The 19,672-nt window shown below is 66.6% G+C and carries 21 protein-coding genes; 14 read left to right on the top strand and 7 right to left on the bottom strand.

Features of this window, described 5'->3' with window-relative positions; genetic code table 11:
- Window positions 1-60: 60 nt before the first annotated feature.
- Entirely contained in the window at window positions 61-660 is a 600-nt protein-coding gene (locus tag LJF27_RS08370; RefSeq protein ID WP_003082455.1) for a Yip1 family protein, read from the bottom strand.
- A gap of 158 nt (window positions 661-818) precedes the next feature.
- Window positions 819-1,412 carry a DNA-J related domain-containing protein gene (locus LJF27_RS08365; protein ID WP_023096896.1) on the bottom strand — a complete coding sequence of 198 codons (594 nt, stop codon included), beginning with the start codon at window positions 1,410-1,412 and terminating at the stop codon, window positions 819-821.
- Between the two features lie 102 nt (window positions 1,413-1,514).
- Here LJF27_RS08365 and ttcA point away from each other — a divergent pair, with 102 nt between their 5' ends.
- Window positions 1,515-2,339 carry a tRNA 2-thiocytidine(32) synthetase TtcA gene (ttcA, locus tag LJF27_RS08360; RefSeq protein WP_003082462.1) on the top strand — a complete coding sequence of 275 codons (825 nt, stop codon included), beginning with the start codon at window positions 1,515-1,517 and terminating at the stop codon, window positions 2,337-2,339.
- A 46-nt stretch (window positions 2,340-2,385) separates the two neighbouring features.
- Window positions 2,386-3,057: a DNA-3-methyladenine glycosylase I gene (locus LJF27_RS08355; RefSeq protein ID WP_003082464.1), complete on the top strand. Its 672-nt coding sequence runs from the start codon at window positions 2,386-2,388 to the stop codon at window positions 3,055-3,057.
- A gap of 1 nt (window position 3,058) precedes the next feature.
- Here the strand turns inward: LJF27_RS08355 and LJF27_RS08350 are convergent, their stop codons facing one another.
- A complete protein-coding gene (locus LJF27_RS08350) occupies window positions 3,059-4,477 on the bottom strand; it encodes a basic amino acid/polyamine antiporter (protein WP_023116689.1) in 1,419 nt (472 codons plus the stop codon).
- Between the two features lie 104 nt (window positions 4,478-4,581).
- Window positions 4,582-5,346, bottom strand: a complete 765-nt coding sequence (gene ddaH, locus LJF27_RS08345; protein WP_014603162.1) for a dimethylargininase — start codon at window positions 5,344-5,346, stop codon at window positions 4,582-4,584.
- A gap of 210 nt (window positions 5,347-5,556) precedes the next feature.
- Between ddaH and ddaR the strand changes: the two genes are divergently transcribed.
- The 5 genes from ddaR (at window position 5,557) to LJF27_RS08320 (ending at window position 9,724) form a co-directional block, all read left to right on the top strand.
- Window positions 5,557-6,957, top strand: coding sequence for a transcriptional regulator DdaR (gene ddaR, locus LJF27_RS08340; RefSeq protein ID WP_003112458.1), 1,401 nt, complete (start codon window positions 5,557-5,559; stop codon window positions 6,955-6,957).
- A 12-nt stretch (window positions 6,958-6,969) separates the two neighbouring features.
- Window positions 6,970-7,740: an NAD-dependent deacylase gene (locus tag LJF27_RS08335; RefSeq protein WP_023116688.1), complete on the top strand. Its 771-nt coding sequence runs from the start codon at window positions 6,970-6,972 to the stop codon at window positions 7,738-7,740.
- A 65-nt stretch (window positions 7,741-7,805) separates the two neighbouring features.
- Window positions 7,806-8,423: a C40 family peptidase gene (locus tag LJF27_RS08330; RefSeq protein WP_003082470.1), complete on the top strand. Its 618-nt coding sequence runs from the start codon at window positions 7,806-7,808 to the stop codon at window positions 8,421-8,423.
- A gap of 82 nt (window positions 8,424-8,505) precedes the next feature.
- Window positions 8,506-9,039: a C40 family peptidase gene (locus tag LJF27_RS08325; RefSeq protein ID WP_003082473.1), complete on the top strand. Its 534-nt coding sequence runs from the start codon at window positions 8,506-8,508 to the stop codon at window positions 9,037-9,039.
- Between the two features lie 22 nt (window positions 9,040-9,061).
- Window positions 9,062-9,724, top strand: a complete 663-nt coding sequence (locus LJF27_RS08320) for an O-methyltransferase (RefSeq protein WP_003086626.1) — start codon at window positions 9,062-9,064, stop codon at window positions 9,722-9,724.
- Window positions 9,725-9,731: 7 nt separating this feature from the next.
- On the opposite strand, the gene LJF27_RS08315 is transcribed toward LJF27_RS08320, so the two are convergent.
- Window positions 9,732-10,646 carry a LysR family transcriptional regulator gene (locus tag LJF27_RS08315; RefSeq protein WP_003082475.1) on the bottom strand — a complete coding sequence of 305 codons (915 nt, stop codon included), beginning with the start codon at window positions 10,644-10,646 and terminating at the stop codon, window positions 9,732-9,734.
- A 300-nt stretch (window positions 10,647-10,946) separates the two neighbouring features.
- On the opposite strand from LJF27_RS08315, the gene ycaC reads away from it, so the two are divergent.
- The 7 genes from ycaC (at window position 10,947) to LJF27_RS08280 (ending at window position 17,818) form a co-directional block, all read left to right on the top strand.
- Window positions 10,947-11,564 carry an isochorismate family cysteine hydrolase YcaC gene (ycaC, locus tag LJF27_RS08310; protein ID WP_003082476.1) on the top strand — a complete coding sequence of 206 codons (618 nt, stop codon included), beginning with the start codon at window positions 10,947-10,949 and terminating at the stop codon, window positions 11,562-11,564.
- Between the two features lie 143 nt (window positions 11,565-11,707).
- The gene (locus LJF27_RS08305; RefSeq protein ID WP_003112456.1) at window positions 11,708-12,115 is read left to right on the top strand and encodes an OsmC family protein; all 408 of its coding nucleotides are present in this window, start codon (window positions 11,708-11,710) and stop codon (window positions 12,113-12,115) included.
- Window positions 12,116-12,143: 28 nt separating this feature from the next.
- Window positions 12,144-12,701, top strand: a complete 558-nt coding sequence (locus LJF27_RS08300) for an NAD(P)H-dependent FMN reductase (protein WP_003082483.1) — start codon at window positions 12,144-12,146, stop codon at window positions 12,699-12,701.
- Window positions 12,702-12,727: 26 nt separating this feature from the next.
- Complete coding sequence (locus tag LJF27_RS08295; RefSeq protein WP_003145400.1) at window positions 12,728-13,675, top strand: pirin family protein; 948 nt, start codon at window positions 12,728-12,730, stop codon at window positions 13,673-13,675.
- A 159-nt stretch (window positions 13,676-13,834) separates the two neighbouring features.
- On the top strand, window positions 13,835-14,308 hold the full coding sequence (locus LJF27_RS08290; RefSeq protein WP_003082488.1) for an SRPBCC family protein: 474 nt from the start codon (window positions 13,835-13,837) through the stop codon (window positions 14,306-14,308).
- A 2-nt stretch (window positions 14,309-14,310) separates the two neighbouring features.
- A complete protein-coding gene (kefB, locus tag LJF27_RS08285; RefSeq protein ID WP_003112454.1) occupies window positions 14,311-16,152 on the top strand; it encodes a glutathione-regulated potassium-efflux system protein KefB in 1,842 nt (613 codons plus the stop codon).
- 166 nt (window positions 16,153-16,318) lie between these two features.
- On the top strand, window positions 16,319-17,818 hold the full coding sequence (locus LJF27_RS08280; protein ID WP_023116687.1) for a flavin-containing monooxygenase: 1,500 nt from the start codon (window positions 16,319-16,321) through the stop codon (window positions 17,816-17,818).
- 16 nt (window positions 17,819-17,834) lie between these two features.
- Here LJF27_RS08280 and LJF27_RS08275 read toward each other — a convergent pair whose 3' ends face one another.
- The gene (locus tag LJF27_RS08275) at window positions 17,835-18,770 is read right to left on the bottom strand and encodes a DedA family protein/thiosulfate sulfurtransferase GlpE (RefSeq protein ID WP_003112452.1); all 936 of its coding nucleotides are present in this window, start codon (window positions 18,768-18,770) and stop codon (window positions 17,835-17,837) included.
- A 169-nt stretch (window positions 18,771-18,939) separates the two neighbouring features.
- Complete coding sequence (locus LJF27_RS08270) at window positions 18,940-19,638, bottom strand: pirin family protein (RefSeq protein ID WP_003086661.1); 699 nt, start codon at window positions 19,636-19,638, stop codon at window positions 18,940-18,942.
- Window positions 19,639-19,672 lie beyond the last annotated feature (34 nt).

Below are 19,672 nucleotides of genomic sequence, written 5' to 3'. Positions count from 1 at the left end.
GCAAGAAAAAACCGGGCGGCGGTTGCCCGCGGCCCGGTCGTACGATGCGTTCGCTGGACGTCAGCTGGTGTATTCCGGGCCGACCCCGCTGCCCCAGAGGATCACCGACAGGGCGATCATCGCCACCAGCACCACCAGGCCCACCGCCAGCACCGAGCTGGAGAACAGGAAGCCTTCGTCCTTGTGGATGTTCATGAAGGTGGGAATCCCCACGTAGAGCAGGTAGACCGTGTAGCTGATCGCCGCCACCCCGACGATCATTCCCAGCCAGAGGTGCGGATACAGCGCCGCCAGCCCGGCGATGAACAGCGGCGTGGCGTTGTAGGCGGCGAACACGATGCACTGGGTCAGGCTCGGGTTGGCGTCGTAGGTCCGCGCCATCCAGTGGATGAACGCGCCCATCACCGCCACCCCGGCGAGCATCGCCAGGTAGGTGAGGACCGTCATCTGCAACGCGCTGGCCTGGGTCAACTTGACCGGATCGCCGCCGCCGACCACCCAGCCGACCTGGGTCGTGCCGATATAGGCGGAAATCGCCGGAATGGCAGCCAGGATCAGGATGTGGGTCAGGTACATGTGGCTGATGCTTTCTTCTTCGCCACGGATTTCCTGCCATTCCTGATCGGGATGGGTGAAGAGCCCCCATACATGATGGATCATGCCGTTTCCTCCTCGTTCTTATGTGGTCGCCCCCCAGCGAAGCGCCGGGCGCGCATGGACAGCGCCACCCGGTGCTCGGCCGACCTATGCGACCTTATGTCGCAGTATAGGAACGGCCCGAGCCCGCGTCGCTCGCGGGTTTAGAGCAAATCGAAGCTTCACGGCCGGCTGTAATAGCGTTGCAGTATTTCCATCGCCTTGTTGATCGATTGCAGGCGCGCAGTGCTGCCGCCGCGGTCGGGATGGTGCTGGCTGACCAGTTGCCGGTAGCGCAGCTTGATGGCGGGATAGTCGACCGCGCCTTCCAGCTCGAACAGGGCGAGGGCGGCGGCCTTCTCCTCGCTGCCCTGCATGCGCGTCCAGAAACTCTGCAGCAGCCGCTCGACGTCGGCCTCGTTGGTCTCCCCCAGGTGACGCAGGTCGAGGTAGTAGTCGCGCAGCGGATCGCCCTGTTCCAGCGCCTGCGTGCCATCCACGTAAGGATGCAGGCGCAGGCTCAGCGGGCTGATCTCCAGGTGCGCCTCGCGCTCGGCCCAGAGGTGGTCGCGCAGGTGGTAGAGCGCGTTGAACAGGAGGAAATGGGTGCGGAACAGCACCAGCTTGTCGGCCAGTTCGCGATGGGGGATATGCGTCGAATGGCGGGCCTTCAGCAGCTGGATCAACTGGTATTCGGAAAGCCCCTCGGGATGCTCGCGCAGCAGGCAGAGGATCTGCCCGGCGAGGTCGAGGCGGTGGTCGAGGTCGGGAGTCATGGGACAAGACTAGCATCGGGCGTCGGGAGGGGCTGGGGTCGGCGTCGCTTTGTGCGTAAAATAGCCAGCTTTTCTCCTCGAACACCCGGATTCCAGAGCACCATGGGCACCCTTTCGGTCAATCAGAACAAACTGCAGAAGCGCCTGCGCCGCCTGGCCGGCGAGGCCATCACCGACTTCAACATGATCGAGGATGGCGACAAGGTCATGGTCTGCCTGTCCGGCGGCAAGGACAGCTACACCATGCTCGACATCCTGCTCTACCTGCAGAAGGTCGCGCCGATCCGCTTCGAGATCGTCGCGGTGAACATGGACCAGAAGCAGCCCGGTTTTCCCGAGCACGTCCTGCCGGAGTACCTGAAGTCGATCGGCGTCGAGTACCACATCGTCGAGAAGGACACCTACTCGGTGGTCAAGGAGAAGATCCCGGAAGGCAAGACCACCTGCTCGCTGTGCTCGCGCCTGCGCCGTGGCACGCTGTACACCTTCGCCGACGAGATCGGCGCGACCAAGATGGCCCTCGGTCACCATCGCGACGACATCCTCGAGACCTTCTTCCTCAACATGTTCTACGGCGGAACCCTGAAGGCCATGCCGCCGAAGCTGCTGGCCGACGACGGGCGCAACGTGGTGATCCGGCCGCTGGCCTATTGCAGCGAGAAGGACATCGAGGCCTATTCCCAGCTCAAGGAGTTTCCGATCATCCCCTGCAACCTCTGCGGTTCGCAGGAGAACCTGCAGCGCCAGGTGGTCAAGGAAATGCTGCTGGAATGGGAACGCAAGTCGCCGGGGCGTACCGAGATCATGTTCCGCGCCCTGCAGAACGTGGTGCCGTCGCAACTGGCCGACCGCAACCTGTTCGACTTCGCCAACCTGCGCATCGACGAGAACGCCACGCCGCGCTTCCTTGACGTGATGAACCTATGAGCCGCGCCGCGGGTCAGTTCTTCTCTCCGGTCTGCAAGGATTCCCGATGCGCGACTACGCCTGGATGTACGAATACTGCCTGAACCGCTTCGGCTCCAGGGAGGCGCTGGAAGCGCGCCTGCCGCAGCCGAAGAGCGCCGCCGAGCTGCGCGCGGTGGGTGACGACCGCTACCTGTCGCTGATCAGCCTGCGGATCTTCCGCGCCGGCCTCAAGCACAGCCTGGTGGACGCCAAGTGGCCGGCCTTCGAGGAAGTGTTCTTCGGCTTCGATCCGCAGAAGGTCGTGCTCATGAGCGCCGAGCATCTCGAGCGGCTGATGCAGGACGCCCGCCTGATCCGCCACCTGGGCAAGCTCAAGAGCGTGCCGCGCAATGCGCAGATGGTGCTCGACCTGGCCCGCGAGCATGGCAGCTTCGGCAACTTCCTCGCGGATTGGCCGGAAACCGACATCGTCGGCCTGTGGAAGCTGCTGAGCAAGCGCGGCAACCAGCTCGGCGGCTTGTCGGCGCCGCGTTTCCTGCGGATGGCCGGCAAGGACACCTTCATTCCCAGCGACGACATGGTCGCCGCGCTGAAGGCCCAGGAGATCATCGACAAACCGCCCACCAGCCTCAAGGACCTGGCGGCCGTGCAGGCCGCCTTCAACCAGTGGCGCGAGGAGAGCGGCCGGCCGCTGTGCCAGCTGTCGGTGATGCTGGCACATACGGTCAATCATTGAGCTAGAGGCTCAGCCGACCGCTGCCGATCATCCACAGCGCCGCCAGCGCGAGGACCAGCACCAGCGCCGCGACGCTGCCTTCGGCGCGATTGCCAAACGCCGGCAGGCCGCGCTGGCGACGGGCATGCAGGAAGAAGCCCAGGCCTGGCGCGTAGAGGATCATCGACAGCAGCAGGTATTTCAGCCCGGCGGCGTAGATCAGCCAGACCCCGTAGAGCGTCCCCAACAGCGCCAGCGCCAGCATCGCGCCCGAGTGCGGGCGGCGCGCCACCAGCTTCAGGCAGAAGCCGGCGCAGAGCAGGTAGGGGATCAGCGCCATCGAGGTGGCCAACTGGATCAGCGCGTTGTAGCCCGAGGCGTTGAGGAAGGCCACCAGCAGCAGCGCAGAGATCAGCGTGCTGGTCAGCCACAGTGCCGGCGCCGGGGTTTCCACCGCATTGGTGCGGCCGAACAGTGCCGGCGCGGTGTGCGTTGGGCCACGGCTGGCCAGGTAGAGCATTTCCACCGCGAGCATGGTCCAGGCCAGCAGCGCGCCGCCGACCGAGACGATCAACCCGACGTTGATCAGCGTGGCGCCCCAGGGGCCCACCGCCGCGGCCATCACCTGGGCCATCGAGGGGTTCTTCATCTGCGCCAGTTCGTGCTGCGGCACCACGCCCAGCGACAGCACCGAGACGCAGACCAGCAACAGCAGGGTGACCACGAAGCCGAGCAGGGTTGCGCGGCTGACATCGGCCGCGTGCCGCGCGTGGCTGGCATAGACCGTGGCGCTCTCGATGCCGAGGAATACCCAGACGGTGTAGAGCATGGTGGTTTCCACCTGGCGGGTGACGTTGCCCAGGGCCGGGCTGCCCCAGAAGTCCAGGTGAAAGGTCTCGATGCGGAAGGCCAGGGCTACGCAGAGGATGAACAGGGCGATCGGCACCACCTTGGCGAGGGTCACGATGGCGTTGGTGATCGCCGCGTTGTGCACGCCGTGGAGGACGAAGGCATGCATCAGCCAGAGCACCGTCAATTCGCCGAGCAGCGCCGGCCAGGTGGTTCCGTCGCCGAAGAAGGCCAGCGCGCCGAACGAGCCGAGGGCGCTGAACAGCACCACCAGGTAGCCGGCGTTGCCGACCCAGGCGGAAATCCAGTAGCCCCAGGCGGCATTGAACCCCAGGTATTCGCCGAAGCCTTCGCGGGCGTAGCCGTAGACGCCGTCGTCCAGTTCGGGGCGGGTGGTCGACAGCCACTGGAATATCCGCGTCAGGGTCAGCATGCCGACGAAGGTGATCGCCCAGGCGATCAGGATCGCGCCGGCGCCTGCGCCTTCGGCCATGTTCTGCGGCAGGCTGAAGATGCCGCTACCGATGATGCCGCCCACCACCAGCGCAGTCAGCGCCGGCAGCCCCAGTTTTCCCTTGTCCGAATCGGCCATGTGGCACCTCCGAAACTGCATCCGGTATGTCGCGCCAGGCGCAGGCGGAGCCTGCGCCGGGGTGCGACGGCGGGAGGCGGCGGGTCGGTCCGCCGCGGCATGGTTCAGAAGCGCAGCGACATGCAACTGACGCCGCCGTCGATCTTGCGATATTCGGAGGTGTCCACCTCGATCACCCGGTAGCCGAGGCGGGCGATCTTCTCGCGGGTCCGGGGATAGCCGGCGGGCATGATCACCCTTTCGTTGACCCAGATGCAGTTGGCGGCGTAGGACTCCTCTTCGGGGATCTCGATGATGTTGAAGTCCTGGAACTCCGGCTTGCTGACGAACTCGCCGGCGGCCAGCAGGTTGTTGTGTTCCAGGTAGGCGAGCCCGGTCTTCAGGTGCAGGACCTTTTCCAGGCGCACCACCGAGCCGCTGAGGCCATGTTTCTCCAGGATCGCGATCATCTGCCGGGCGCCCTCGGCGTTGGTGCGGGCCGATTCGCCGATGTAGAAGTGGTCGCCGACCATCATGATGTCGCCGGCTTCCACCGTGCCGGGTGCCTCGATGCGCTCGACCTTGCCCGGATAGAAGCGCTGCACGGCTTCCTCGATGATCTCGGTCTCGCCGCGCCGCGATTCGGCGCCGGGGCGGGTGATGATGGCGCAGCGCGAGGTGCAGAGCACCGGGTCCTCGACGAACACCGAGTCGGGGAAGCGTTCGTCCGGCGGCAGCAGGGTGATGTCCACGTCGCAGGTCTGCAAGGCGCGGATGTAGGCGTTGTGCTGCTCCAGGGCCTTGGCGTAGTCCGGCTTGCCGAGGTGGCTGGAGGTCAGGCCGTCGACCAGGCTGCGGGCGGGCGTGCGAGCGATGATGTGCTTGAACATGACGATTTTCCTCGTGTGGGGACGACGAGGTCGTTGCAAGCCACGCGCCAGCCAACGCCCGGGAATTGCCTTGGAAATCCTTGATAAATCGGAGGATTTTCCTGGTTTTCCGAGGGCTTGGTTGATCCACGCCAAGGATGCTCGGTCGCGCTGCGTCGAAGATGGGTCAACTGACGAGATTTCGACATCCGGGAAACCGAGGGGGAGAGCATGGCGCTTGTCGAGGAGCCGACGATTTCCACGCGAAGCGGTGAACTGGCCTGGTTGGTGGACTGCCTGGCGCCGATTTTCGACGGCCTGCGGCAACCGGTCACGGTGGTCGACCCCTCCGGTCGCTTCGTCTACTACAACCGTGCCAGCGGCCTGCTCGATGGTCTCGACCCGCAGCGGGCGTTGGGTATGCACCTGTTGCAGAGCGCTCCCTGGCTGGCGGCCGAGCAAAGCACGCTGTTGCGTTGCCTGGCCGAAGGGCGGCCGTCGATCGATACGCTGCAGGCCTACGTGGGGGCCGGCGGCGAGCTGTTGCAGTATCGCCACCGGGCGATCCCGCTGCGCGGGCGCGACGGTTGCCTGCTCGGCGCGATGGAGCTCGGCGAAGTCGTCGCCGAGACCGAAGAGGCCGCAGGCCTGGCGGATTGCCCGAACATCCTGAGCGTGGCGCCGAGCCTGCTGCGGCAGTTGCAGCGTCTGGACGTTTTCGCGGCCACCGACCTGCCGCTGCTGATCCATGGCGAGACCGGCACCGGCAAGGAACTGTTCGCCCGTCGCGCCCATGCCCTGAGCCCGCGACGCAGCGGTCCGATGATCAGCCTGAACTGCGCAGCGATTCCCGAGACGCTGCTGGAAAGTACCCTGTTCGGCACCACCCGCGGCGCTTTCACCGGCGCCGAGAACCGCAAGGGCATGTTCGCCCTGGCGCAGGGCGGCAGCTTGTTCCTCGACGAGATCAATTCCATGCCGATGGCCATGCAGAGCAAGCTGCTGCGGGTCCTGCAGGACGGCAGCTACCTGCCTCTGGGCAGCCTGAGCCCGCAGCGGGCCGATGTGCGCCTGATCGCGGCGAGCAACCAGCCGCCGCGCCAGGCGATCGCCGAGGGACGCCTGCGCGAGGACCTGTACTACCGTCTGGACGTGGGCAGCCTGTGCATCCCGCCGCTGCGCGAGCGCCCCGGCGATGTGGAACTGCTGGCACGGGCGTTCGTCCGTCGCGATGCGCGCAGCCTCAACCCGCGTGTCACCGCTCTTGGCGAGCGGGCGCTGGCGCAGTTGCTGGCCTGCGACTGGCCGGGCAACGTCCGGCAACTGGAAAACGTGATCCGGCGCAGCCTGTTGCTGCACGGGGAGGGCGGCGCACTGCTGGATGAGGTGGCGTTCGCCGACGACGGCGCCGAGGCCGTGGGCGGCGAGGCCGCGCTCTCGATGAACAGCGCGGCGGTCGGAGGCCTGCGCGAGGCGCTGGCGCAACAGGAGCGCAACCTGATAGAAGACGCCTTGCGCCAGGCGCGCGGCAATCTCTCCCGGGCCGCCGCCCGGTTGCGGATTCCGCGCACGACCCTGCTCGGGCGCATGCGCCGGCTCGGCTTGCCGGCTTCCCTCGATCCGCCAGCCTGACAGGAGCCAACCATGGACAGCCACAGCCCGATCGCCACCGTCGCCCAGGCCCTGCGGCGCGCCGAACGCATCCTGGTCATCACCGGCGCCGGCCTCTCCGCGGACTCCGGTATGCCCACCTATCGCGGCCTCGGCGGTCTCTACAACGGTCGCACGGAAGAGGGCCTGCCGATCGAGGCGGCACTTTCCGGACCGATGCTGCGGCGCGATCCGGCGCTGTGCTGGAAGTACCTCGCGGAACTTGGCAAGGCTTGCCTGGCGGCCCGACCCAACGCCGGCCACGAAGCCATCGCCGAGTTGCAGAAGCACAAGCCGGAATGCTGGGTGCTGACCCAGAACATCGACGGCTTCCATCGCCAGGCCGGCTCGCCGGCCGAGCGGCTGATCGAGATCCATGGCGAACTGGCGCCGCTCTACTGCCAGTCCTGCGGTGCCGAGAGCGGCGGCCTGGAGGAGCATCTGCACGGCCAGTTGCCGCCGCGCTGCGCCGCTTGCGGTGGGGTGCTGCGGCCGCCGGTGGTGCTGTTCGAGGAAATGTTGCCGGAAGAGGCGATCGATACCCTGTACCGCGAATTGCGCAAAGGCTTCGATGCGGTGCTGGTGGTGGGAACCACCGCGAGCTTCCCCTATATCGTCGAACCGGTGCTGCGCACGCGGCAGGCGGGAGGCTTCACCGCGGAGGTGAATCCTGGCGTGACCGACCTCAGCGAGCGGGTCCATGTGAAAATGACAGGACGAGCCTTAGACATCATGCCGCAGGTGGTAAGTCACATTTATCGATAAAAAACTTGCATAGGATTGATCGAGAAGGCAAATTAGCCCGCTAGTAAAACTAATGAGACACGGTCGTGCCCATGCTTAAACGCTTAGCACCCCTCGTGCCCATGAGTTTCGTTCTGCTGCTGGCCGCTTGCGCCAGCCATTCGCCGGAGCCGCAGGTCGCCAAAGAGCCGACCGCAGCCAAGAGCAGCATCGACGTCGAACGCGACGCGATCGCTTGGCAGGATGTTGAGGACGAAGGGGCGGACAATTCATCGGCTGGTACGCCTGCGCTGGCGTCCAGCATCCTCGAGCGCGCTTTCGAACTGATCGGTACGCCGTACCGTTTCGGCGGTACGACGGCGAAAGGCTTCGATTGCAGCGGCTTCGTCGGCTACCTGTTCCGCGAGGAGGCCGGCATCAAGCTGCCGCGCTCCACCCGCGAACTCATCGATATGGACGTACCGCTGGTCTCCAAGGACGAGCTGCAGCCCGGCGACCTGCTGTTCTTCAACAACCGTGGCCGTGGCCGCGTCAGCCACGCCGGCATCTACATCGGCGATGGCCAGTTCATCCATTCCGCCAGCCGTCGCGGCGGCGGGGTGCGGGTGGACAGCCTGGACTCCAGCTACTGGAGCCTGAGCTACATGGAAGCCAAGCGGGTGCTCGAACCCGGCTACAAGGATGCCCTGACGAGCAAGCGCTAAACTTAAAGTTTTACTTTAAGTATTGCGTTTAACTCCTTGTCGTAGCAAAGTGGAAGCATTCCTCACCAGGAAGGCTTCCACTATGCATGCACTGGCCCGATTCTCGATCCTCGCCTTTGCTGCGCTGCTTACCGCCTGCGCCAGCAAAGCGCCGCCCCCCGCGCCCGCCAAACAGGTCGTATTCCGTCCGGCGACGAATTTCTCGCCCGCCGCCGACGATGTGCTGTTCCGTGCCCTCGGCCTGGTCGGCACGCCCTACCGCTGGGGCGGCAACACGCCCGATTCGGGCTTCGATTGCAGCGGCCTGATCAACTTCGTCTACCGCGACATGACCGGCATCAAGCTGCCGCGCTCGACCCGCGAGATGATTTCCATGCGCGCGCCCAGCGTGCCGGTGCAGGCCCTGCAGACCGGCGACCTGGTGTTCTTCGCCACCTCCGGTGGTCGCACCGTGAGCCATGCCGGCATCTACGTCGGCGAGGGTCGCTTCGTGCATGCGCCGCGCACCGGCGGCACGGTGCGCCTGGACAGCCTGCAGAACAGCTACTGGCAACGCGCGTACCTGGACGCCAAGCGCGTGCTGGTCGCGCCGTCGCCGTTGGCGCGGGTGCCCTGAGGCGGGGAGGTCCGGGGCCATCATGACCACCCGCACCCTCAATCTCGACGACAACCTCTATCGCTACCTGCTGGACGTTTCGCTGCGGGAAACCCCGCTGATGACCCGCCTGCGCGAGGAAACCGCGAAGCTGCCCAACGCACGCTGGCAGATCGCCCCCGAGCAGGGCCAGTTCATCGCCTTGCTGCTGACCCTGATCGGCGCGCGGCGGGCGCTGGAGGTCGGCACCTTCACCGGCTACAGCGCCCTGTGCATGGCTACCGCCCTTGGCGAGCAGGGGCGTCTTACCTGTTGCGACCTGCCCGGCGACTACCACCTGACTGCGCGCCGCTACTGGCGCGAAGCCGCTGTCGAGGAGCGCATCGAGCTACGCCTCGGGCCCGCCCTGGAAACCCTGCGTGCGTTGCTCGACGAAGGCCTGGCCGGGCAATTCGACCTGGCCTTCATCGACGCCGACAAGGCCAACTACCCCGAATACCTGGAGGCCGCGCTGGCGCTGGTGCGCCAGGGTGGGCTGGTGCTTTTCGACAACGTGCTGTGGAGCGGCCGGGTGCTCGAAGCGCAGCCGAAGAGTGCGGATACCCGCGGCATCCAGCAGCTCAACCTGGCGCTGAAGAACGACGCGCGGGTGGACTACTCGCTGCTGCCGATCGGCGACGGGCTGAGCGTCTGTCGCAAGCGCTGAGCGAGGCTCAGCGCACGCCCCACGGCGGGCTGCCCAGGGCCTGCTGGAGAAACTGGACGAACAGCTTCACCTTCGGCGAGAGGGTTGCCGCTCGCGAATACATGGCGTAGATCAGGTCGTCCAGCGGCCGCTCCTGCGGCAGGGCCTCGACCAGCCGGCCGGCGGCCAGGTCCTCGGCGGCGATGAACAGCGGCAGCATCGCCAGGCCCAGGCCACGCACCGCGGCGTCGCGCATGGTCTGGCCGTTGTTGGTGTTGAAGCGTCCGCGCGGGGTGATCATCCGCGCCGGCTCGCCGGCCACCCGCGGCTCGAAGCTCCATAGCTGCGACGGGGTGTTGTGGCTGTAGCCGATGCAGGGATGGCAGAGGATGTCTTCGATGCGTTGCAGCGGGCCGTGCCGTTCCAGGTATTCCGGGCTGCAACACACTACCCGGCGGCTGGTGCCCAGTTGGCGGGCGATCAGCGAGCTGTCCTGCAGGCGGGTGATGCGGATCGCCAGGTCGTAGCCTTCCTTCTCGAAGTCGACGATCCGGTCGTCCAGTTGCAGGACCACTTCCAGGCGCGGGTTGCGCGCCATGAATTCCATCACCAGCGGCCCCAGCCAGAGCGTGCCGAAGCTCATCGGCGCCATCACCCGCAATTCCCCGCACAGGTCGTTCTCGCGCAGGGCCACGCTTTCCGCGGCGTTGTTCAGGTCCTGCAGCGAGGCCTTGGCCGACTTGTAGAAGAAGCCGCCGGCCTCGGTCGGCTCGACGTTGCGCGTCGAGCGGTAGAGCAGGCGCACGCCGAGATGGCGCTCCAGGTCGCTGACGCGTTTGCTGATCACGGACTTGGACAGGCTCATGCGTTCGGCGGCGGCGCTGATGCTGCCCAGCTCGACCACGTTGAGGAAGGCCTGTATGTCTTCAAGGCGCAGGCTCATGGCGAATCTCGAAACAATCGGGAGGCAGACTGTCGCATGCGGGAGAACTCCTGGTAAGGGGGTGCGCGCGTCGAACGTGCGGGAAAGACAATGGCAGGGCAAGCGTAGCGCGCCCGGGGAATGGCATTGTTCTCGTATCGAGAACACCGTTTTCGCATTTTACCGGGCGGTAAATCGCTGTCGCTGTCACTACTCTTGATGGGCGGCGTGCGCTCCCGAGACCGCCCATGCTTGCCTCCCAGGAGGCGCTTCGTTTCACACCGCGCGGCGACGGACGCCGCCCGAGACCGGAGAAACACCATGTCCTTCACCTACAAGCGACTCGACAAGAACGATGCGGCGGTGCTGTTCGTCGACCACCAGGCAGGCCTGCTCTCCCTGGTCCGCGATTTCAGCCCGGACGAGTTCAAGAACAACGTCCTGGCATTGGCCGACATCGCCAGGTTCTTCAACCTGCCGACCATCCTCACCACCAGCTTCGAGGATGGCCCCAACGGCCCGCTGGTGCCGGAACTCAAGGAAATGTTTCCGCAGGCCCCGTACATCGCCCGCCCCGGCAACATCAACGCCTGGGACAACGAGGACTTCGTCAAGGCGGTCAAGGCCACCGGCAAGAAGCAACTGATCATCGCCGGCGTGGTGACCGATGTCTGCGTAGCCTTCCCGACCCTCTCGGCCCTGGAGGAGGGGTTTGACGTATTCGTCGTCACCGACGCCTCCGGCACCTTCAACCCGGTGGTGCGCGACGCCGCCTGGGCGCGCATGACCGCCGCCGGCGCGCAACTGATGAACTGGTTCAGCGTCGGCTGCGAACTGCACCGCGACTGGCGCAACGACATCGAAGGCTTCGGTGCCATCCTCGGCGGCCACCTGCCGGCGTACGCCAACCTGATCCAGAGCTTCGGCACGAAGAAGTAAGCCGGCTTCGCCGCTGTCCCGGACACAAGGCACTCCGACCATCGGGTGCCTTGTGTCGTTTTCCGTCCAGGTGTTTTCATCGGAACGCCGCTTCGCCGGAACCCGAGGTTCCGGCACGCCCCCCCATGCACAGGAGAAACCCCATGGCTACCCAGGTCGTCAACGCTTCCCTCGGCACCACCCCTTATCGCGTGACCCTCGGCGACGACAGCCACCAGTGGCTGAGCGACGTGCCGGCCGCCCTCGGCGGCGGCGACAGTGGTCCCTCGCCGCACGAGATCCTGCTCTCGGCGCTGGGCGCCTGCACGGCGATCACTGTGGCGATGTACGCGCAGCGCAAGGAGTGGCCGCTGGAGGGTATCGACGTGCAACTGAACATCGTCGAGGAACGCACCAAGCCGGAGCCCTTCACCCATATCCGCCGCGACATCCGCCTGGCCGGCGATCTCGACGCCGAGCAGCGCCAGCGTCTGCTGGAGATCGCCAATGCCTGCCCGATCCATCGTGTACTCTCCGGAGAGGTCAGCGTCAGCAGCCAGCTACGCGACTGAACCCCGCACACACATCGAGGAGCACGGCATGAGCGACGACATCAAGGTATTGGGCATTTCCGGCAGCCTGCGCAGCGGCTCCTACAACAGCGCGGCGCTGCAGGAGGCGATTGGCCTGGTCCCGCCGGGCATGAGCATCGAGCTGGCGGACATCTCCGGCATCCCGCTGTACAACGAGGACGTCTACGCCCTCGGCTTCCCGCCCGCGGTGGAACGCTTCCGCGAGCAGATCCGCGCGGCGGACGCGCTGCTGTTCGCCACCCCGGAATACAACTATTCGATGGCCGGGGTGCTGAAGAATGCCATCGACTGGGCCTCGCGGCCGCCGGAGCAGCCGTTCTCCGGCAAGCCGGCGGCGATCCTCGGTGCCAGTGCCGGGCGTTTCGGCACCGCGCGGGCGCAGTATCACTTGCGCCAGACGCTGGTGTTCCTCGACGTTCATCCGCTGAACAAGCCGGAAGTGATGATCTCCAGCGCGCAGAACGCCTTCGACGCCCAGGGCCGGCTGCTCGACGACAAGGCGCGCGAGCTGATCCAGCAGCAGTTGCAGGCCCTGCAGCTATGGGTGCGCCGCCTGCGCGGTTGAATGCCTCGTCACCGGAGAGCCTGAACATGAGCAATACCGAAGAGCGTTGCGACCTGTCCTCCTCGCGGGACTGTCCGGAGCGCCGCGAACACCTGCTGCAACGGGTCACCGCGCGTGCCGCGGAAATCGGCGGCGGGATCACCGTCAGTCGGCTGATGCCGTCGCGCCAGCGTCGGATGATCGGTGCCTGGTGCTTCCTCGACCATGCCGGTCCCGCCGAATTCGAACCTGGCGGCGGACTGGCCGTGGGCCCGCACCCGCACATCGGCCTGCAGACCTTTACCTGGATGATCCAGGGCGAGGCGTTGCACCGCGACAGCCTGGGCAACGTCCAGGTGATCCGCCCCGGCCAGGTCAACCTGATGACCGCCGGTCATGGCATCGCCCACACCGAGGAGTCGCTGCCCGACGAGCGCCACGCCCACGCCGCGCAGTTGTGGATCGCGCTGCCCTACGAGCAGCGCGACATCGCCCCGGCCTTCGACCATCATCCCGACCTGCCGCGCTGGCAGGAGCAGGGGGTCACCTTCACCCTGCTGGCCGGTGCGCTGGCCGGGCGACAGGCGCCGTGCCGGCTCTACTCGCCGCTGCTCGGTGCCGACCTGGCCTGCCACGACGCCTCGACCCTGCAACTGACGCTCGACCCGCACTTCGAGTACGGCCTGCTGCCGCTGGAAGGCGGGTTGGAAGTGGGCGGCGAGCATTTCGCGGTGAACGAACTGGCCTACCTGGGCGACGGCCGCGACGGCCTGCAACTGCAACTCGACCCTGGCGCGCGGGTGCTGTTGCTGGGTGGCGCACCGTTCGGTGCGGAGATCTTCATGTGGTGGAACTTCGTCGGCCACAGCAAGGGTGAGATCGCCCGGGCGCAGAAGGCCTGGGAGGAGGGGGATGCCCGCTTCGGCCGGCTCGACGCCCTGGAAGGGCCGCGCTTGAGCGCTCCGCCGATTCCCTGGAAGATCGACGCCGAGTGAGGTCGATGTGCCGCCGGGTGCCCCGGCGGCGTCCTCGAATGCCTGTCGGCGATCGTTGTGGACCTGCGGCCTGGCGATTCGCCGGCAGCGGGAAAACTTTCTGCACCCATCGCCGGTCAGAACTCGCCTATCGCATGCACCGAACAGGAAGTGAGCCACATGCAATTCGAACACCTGGTCCAGGTCAACGACCGGACACTTGTCGACCTGCCGGTCCTCGACCGGCTGCAACTCTGGGAAGGCCTGGTCTGCCGTGCGCGCGAGCCACAGTATTTCGTCGTCGGCCTGGAGCGTTTCGAGATCCTCGTCGATGACGGCGACCGCCTGCACCGGCGCCTGTACCTGCCGGGTCTGGTGGTCGAGGACGAAGTCGTGCTGAAGGCGCCGGACAGTGCCCACTACAGTATCAAGCCGAGCGCCGAGGTGGCCGGCGGCAGCCTCGACATGACCATCGAGGAGCCGGAACCCGGCTCGCTGTTCGTGCGTTTCGCCTACTGCACCCGCTACCTGCAGCCGCTGGGCGACGAACTACCCTACGACGCCTTCGTCAAGCAGGCCTATATCGCCATGGATGTGGAGACCATCGCCACCATCCGCGACCGGTTCGGCGCCAGCGCCGCCAGCGGGAGTTGAGCGTGGAACACGGAAGCAGTTTTCTCCAGTCCGGCGTGGTCTTCCTGATCGCGGCGGTGTTCATGGTGCCGCTGGCCAAGCGCCTGCAACTGGGCGCGGTGCTCGGCTACCTGCTGGCCGGCGTGCTGATCGGTCCCAGCGTGCTGGGCCTGGTGGACAACCCGGAAAGCGTCGCGCAGATCTCCGAGATGGGCGTGGTATTGCTGCTGTTCATCATTGGCCTGGAGCTGTCGCCGCGGCGCCTGTGGGTGATGCGCAAGTCGGTGTTCGGCGTCGGCCTGCTGCAGGTGCTGCTGACCGGCCTGGTGATCGGCACTGTGGCCCTGGTCGGCTTCGACCAGCCGGTGAACAGCGCGGTGGTGCTCGGCCTGGGCCTGGCGCTGTCGTCCACCGCCTTCGGCCTGCAGATCCTCGCCGAGCGCAAGGAACTGACCCAGCCCCATGGCCGCCTGGCCTTCGCCATCCTGCTGTTCCAGGACATCGCGGCGATCCCGCTGATCGCCATGATCCCGCTGCTCAGCGGTGCGCACAGCGACGCCGGCGGCAGCGAACTGACCCAGACCCTCAAGGTGGTCGGCAGCATCGCCGCGGTGGTGGTCGGTGGCCGCTATCTACTGCGCCCGGTGTTCCGCATCGTCGCCCAGACCAAGCTGCAGGACATGTCCACCGCCACCGCGCTGCTGGTGGTGATGGGCACCGCGCTGCTGATGGAGCTGGCCGGCGTGTCCATGGCCCTCGGTGCCTTCCTCGCCGGCCTGCTGCTGGCCGACTCGGAGTACCGCCACGAACTGGAGGCGCAGATCGAGCCGTTCAAGGGCCTGTTGCTCGGCCTGTTCTTCATCAGCGTGGGGATGAGCGCGGACATCAGCCTGCTGCTCAAGTCGCCGTGGATGGTGCTCGGTCTGACCGTGCTGCTGATCGCCCTGAAGGCGCCGGTGCTGTACTTCGTCGGACGCATTTCCGGCGGCCTCGACAAGGCCTCGGCGCTGCGCCTGGGCGTGGTCCTGGCGGCCGGCGGCGAGTTCGCCTTCGTCGTGTTCAAGATGGCCCGAGACCAGGGCCTGTTCCAGAACGACCTGCACAACCTGCTGGTGCTTTCCATCACCCTGTCGATGGCCCTGACCCCGTTGCTGGTACTCGGCCTCGCGCGCCTGCTGGCGAAGGAGCCGGAGGCGACGAAGCCGCCGCCGGAAATGGAACGCATAGACAACGACGACACCCCGCGCGTGGTGATCGCCGGGGTCGGCCGCATGGGCCAGATCGTCGCTCGCGTGCTGCGCGCCCAGCGCGTGCCGTTCATCGCCCTGGACACCTCGGTGGAGACCATCGAGCTGACCCGTACCCTCGGCGCGATCCCGATCTTCTACGGCGACCCGATGCGCCCGGAGATCCTTCGCGCGGCCCAGGTAGAGAAGGCCGAGTTCTTCGTCATCGCCACCGATGACCCGGAGACCAACATCGAGACGGCCAAGCGCGTGCGCAAGCTGTATCCGCACCTGAAGATCATCGCTCGCGCGCGTAACCGCCAGCACGTCCACCTGTTGCTCGACGCCGGGGTCGAGCCGGTGCGCGAGACCTTCTTCTCCAGCCTGGAGATGAGCCGCATGGTGCTCTGCGGCCTGGGTCTGAGCGAGGAACAGGCGGACGCGCGGATCCGTCGTTTCCGCCGGCACGACGAAGAGGTCCTGGCCTCCCAGCACCTGTTCTACAACGACCGCGACGCGCTGATCAAAAGCGCTCGCGAGGCGCGGGTCGAGCTGGAGACGCTGTTCCAGACCGACCAGTTGGAAGACCGTGGCGCGGTAGCGGCGGAGACCCCGGAGAAACCTTCCCGCGCCTCCTAGCGCCCGACCCATGCCGGTACGCCGGCATGGGTGATTCCCACGCCTGGGTCCATACTTTGCGGATATCGCAGTACGAAGGTTGGGATACCCGCGCGGCATCCCCTCTGTAGGGTGGAGGGCATCAGCCCAGCAGACGGCTGGACGCTTCCGCCGATCGAGGAACCTTATGCCTGTCGAACACCTGGACGTACTCATCGTCGGCGCCGGATTGTCCGGCGTCGGCGCCGCCTACCACCTGATGAAGCATTGCCCCGGCAAGAGCTTCGCCCTGCTCGAAGGGCGCGCGGCGATGGGCGGTACCTGGGACCTGTTCCGCTACCCCGGCATCCGTTCCGACTCGGACATGTTCACCCTCGGCTACAACTTCAAGCCATGGAGCGATCCCAAGGCCATCGCCGACGGTCCGTCGATCCGCCGCTACATCGAGGAGACCGCACGGGAGAACGGCATCGACCGGAAGATCCGCTACCGCCACCGGGTGCTCAGGGCCGACTGGGATTCCGCCAATGCGCGCTGGAACCTCGACGTGCAGCGCGGCGACGAGCCCGAGCCGCTGCGCATGACCGCGCAGTTCCTGCTGATGTGCACCGGCTACTACCGCTACGAGGCCGGCTATACCCCGGAATTCGTCGGTCGCGAGGACTTCGCCGGGCAGGTCGTCCATCCGCAGCTGTGGCCCGAGGACCTCGACTACAGCGGCAAGAAGGTGGTGGTGATCGGTAGCGGCGCGACCGCCGTGACCCTGGTGCCGTCGCTGACCGACAAGGCCGCCCACGTCACCATGTTGCAGCGCTCGCCATCCTACGTGATCACCCTGCCGCAGAAGGACGCGATCTCCAATTTCCTCCGCCGCTTCCTTCCGGAAACCTGGATCTACCGCCAGGCGCGGGCGCGCAACGTGACCATGCAGATGGTCTTCTTCATGCTCGCCAGGACCTTCCCCGGCCTGGTCCGCAAGGCCCTGCTCAAGCTGGCCAGCCTGCAACTGGGCAAACGCTTCGACATGCGTCACTTCAGCCCGCGCTACAAGCCGTGGGACGAGCGGGTCTGCGCGGTGCCGGACGGCGACCTGTTCAAGGTGCTGCGCAAGGGCAAGGCGTCGGTGGTCACCGAGCACATCGACCGCTTCGTCGAGCGGGGCATTCGCCTGAAGACCGGCGAGGTGCTGGAGGCGGACATCATCGTCACCGCCACCGGCCTCGACCTGGTGATGTTCGGCGGCGCCGAGCTGGCGGTCGACGGCAAGCCGTTCCAGGTCAACCAGAGCATGGGCTATCGCGGCATCATGCTGCGCGACCTGCCAAACCTGGCGGCGGTGGTCGGCTATACCAACGCCAGTTGGACGCTCAAGGCGGACCTCTCCAGCGAATACTTCTGCCGCCTGATCAATCACATGGATGCCACCGGCATGCGCCAGGTGACCGCCCGCGACAGCACCGGCGACGTGCGCGAGGAGCCCTTCCTCAACCTCGACTCCGGCTACATCCAGCGCGCCGCCGAGCGCATGCCCAAGCAGGGCGACCGGATGCCCTGGAAGCTTTACCAGAACTACGTCCTCGACCTGGCGCTGCTGCGCTACGGCAAGGTCGAGGACGGCTACCTGGTGTTCTCCTCGCCGGCGCCGCAGCGGCAAGCCGGCGGCGCGGCGGTGCAGGCCCTGGGCTGAACCCGGTGGGCGTCGCTCAGGCGTTCGCCACGACCTGCCCGTAGGCCTTGCGCCAGGCGTCCAGGCCGCCGGCCAGCGCCCAGGTGCGGGTGAAGCCGGAGGCGTTGAGGCGCTGGGCGAGCATCGCGGCGGAAAGTTCGTGGGGACAGGCGCAATAGATGACGATGCTGGCGTCCCTGAGGTCGCCGGGGAGGTCCTTCAGCGACACGTTCAGCTCCACCGGGATGGCTCCCGGAATGCCGCTCGGCTCGTCTTCGTGATGGGCGCGGACATCGAGGATCACCGGCAATTGCCCCTGTTCGCGAAGGTTTTCCAGTTCCTCCACGCTGATTCGCGGAATCCGCCGGCTGCGCGACAGCAGGCGCTGGCGCTGCCAGAGCTTCCAGGCGATGAAGGCGGCGAAGGCGCCGGCGATCAGCAGCGCGCCGATGGCCGCGTAGTCGCTGAGCAGGGCCAGCAGGTGGTCTACCGCATCGCTGAAGATCACCCCCAGCAGCAGCGCGGAACCGGCCCAGAGTGCCGAGCCGGCGGCGTCGTAGGCGAGGAAGCGGCGCAGGTGGGTGCGGGTCATGCCGGCCAGGGTGGTGGACAACGCACTGGCGCCGGGCAGGAACTTCGACATCAGCAGCGCCCTCGGACCGACCCGCAGGTACATGTTCTGGCTCTGACGGATGCAACTGTCCTGGGACAGCGAGACCTTGCAGATGCTGCGCAGGAGGAAGCCGCCGTAGCGGCGTCCGGCCAGGTACCAGGCGACGTCCGCCAGCAGGCAGGCGAGCACCACCACCAGCAGGACCACGCCCAGCGGCGCGCCGACGCCCTGCATGGCCAGCGCGCCGGCGACGATCAGCGCCGGGTAGGCGGGAATCGGCAGCCCGGCCTGCTCGCAGAGCACGTTGAGGAACAGCAGGAGTAGCCCGTGGTTCTCCAGCAGGGGTTGCAGTTCACGCATGGCGGAGCCTCTCGAATTCTTCTGCGGGTAGTGTGAGCGCGAAGCGTGAAGCTGGGAAGAACCCAGTCGGCAGGGCCGGAGGCGTTGCGGCGGATAACGCCGCTGCGTCGAGAGAGGCTGGGGCGCAACGAAAGCAGCCCCTCGCCCGTGGGGGCGAGGGGCTGTCGGGTCAGGCCACTTCCACCAGCAGCACTTCGCTGTCTTCCAGGGCGGTGACCTTCAGGGTCGGTTCGTCGCGTACCGCCAGGCCATCGCGGGCCTCGGCGCGCACGCCGTTGACCTCGATGCTGCCGGTGGCCGGCACCAGGTAGGCGCGGCGACCGTTTTCCAGGGCGTACTCGGCGCTCTGGCCGGCCTTCAGGGTCACCGCGGCGACCTCGGCGTCGGCGCGGATGTGCAGCGCTTCGCTGTCCTGCTCGTCGCCGCTGGCGAGAGTGACGAAACGACCGTCGCGCTCGGCCTTCGGGAACGGTTTGGAGCCCCAGCGCGGCTGGTCGCCGCGGCGGTCCGGGATGATCCAGATCTGGAAGATCCGGGTGGTCTCGGCTTCCAGGTTGTACTCCGAATGGACGATGCCGGTACCGGCGCTCATCACCTGCACGTCGCCGGCCTCGGTGCGGCCCTTGTTGCCCAGGCTGTCCTGGTGGGTGATCGCGCCTTCGCGGACATAGGTAATGATCTCCATGTCGCGGTGCGGGTGCGGCGGGAAGCCGCTGCCGGCGGCGATCTCGTCATCGTTCCAGACCCGCAGGCGGCCCCAGTCCTCGCGCTCCGGGTCATAGTAGTCGGCGAAGGAAAAATGATGACGCGCGTTCAGCCAGCCGTGGTTGGCATGGCCCAGACGGTCGAAGGGACGACGTTCGATCATGATCGGATCTCCATTGGGCCCGTCGCCGCTCGTT

The sequence above is a fragment of the Pseudomonas sp. 203-8 genome, assembly GCF_020708595.1.
Lineage (GTDB): Bacteria > Pseudomonadota > Gammaproteobacteria > Pseudomonadales > Pseudomonadaceae > Pseudomonas > Pseudomonas aeruginosa.
The sequence above is the reverse complement of the archived record's forward strand: the minus strand, read 5'-3'. Positions and strand labels throughout refer to the sequence as shown.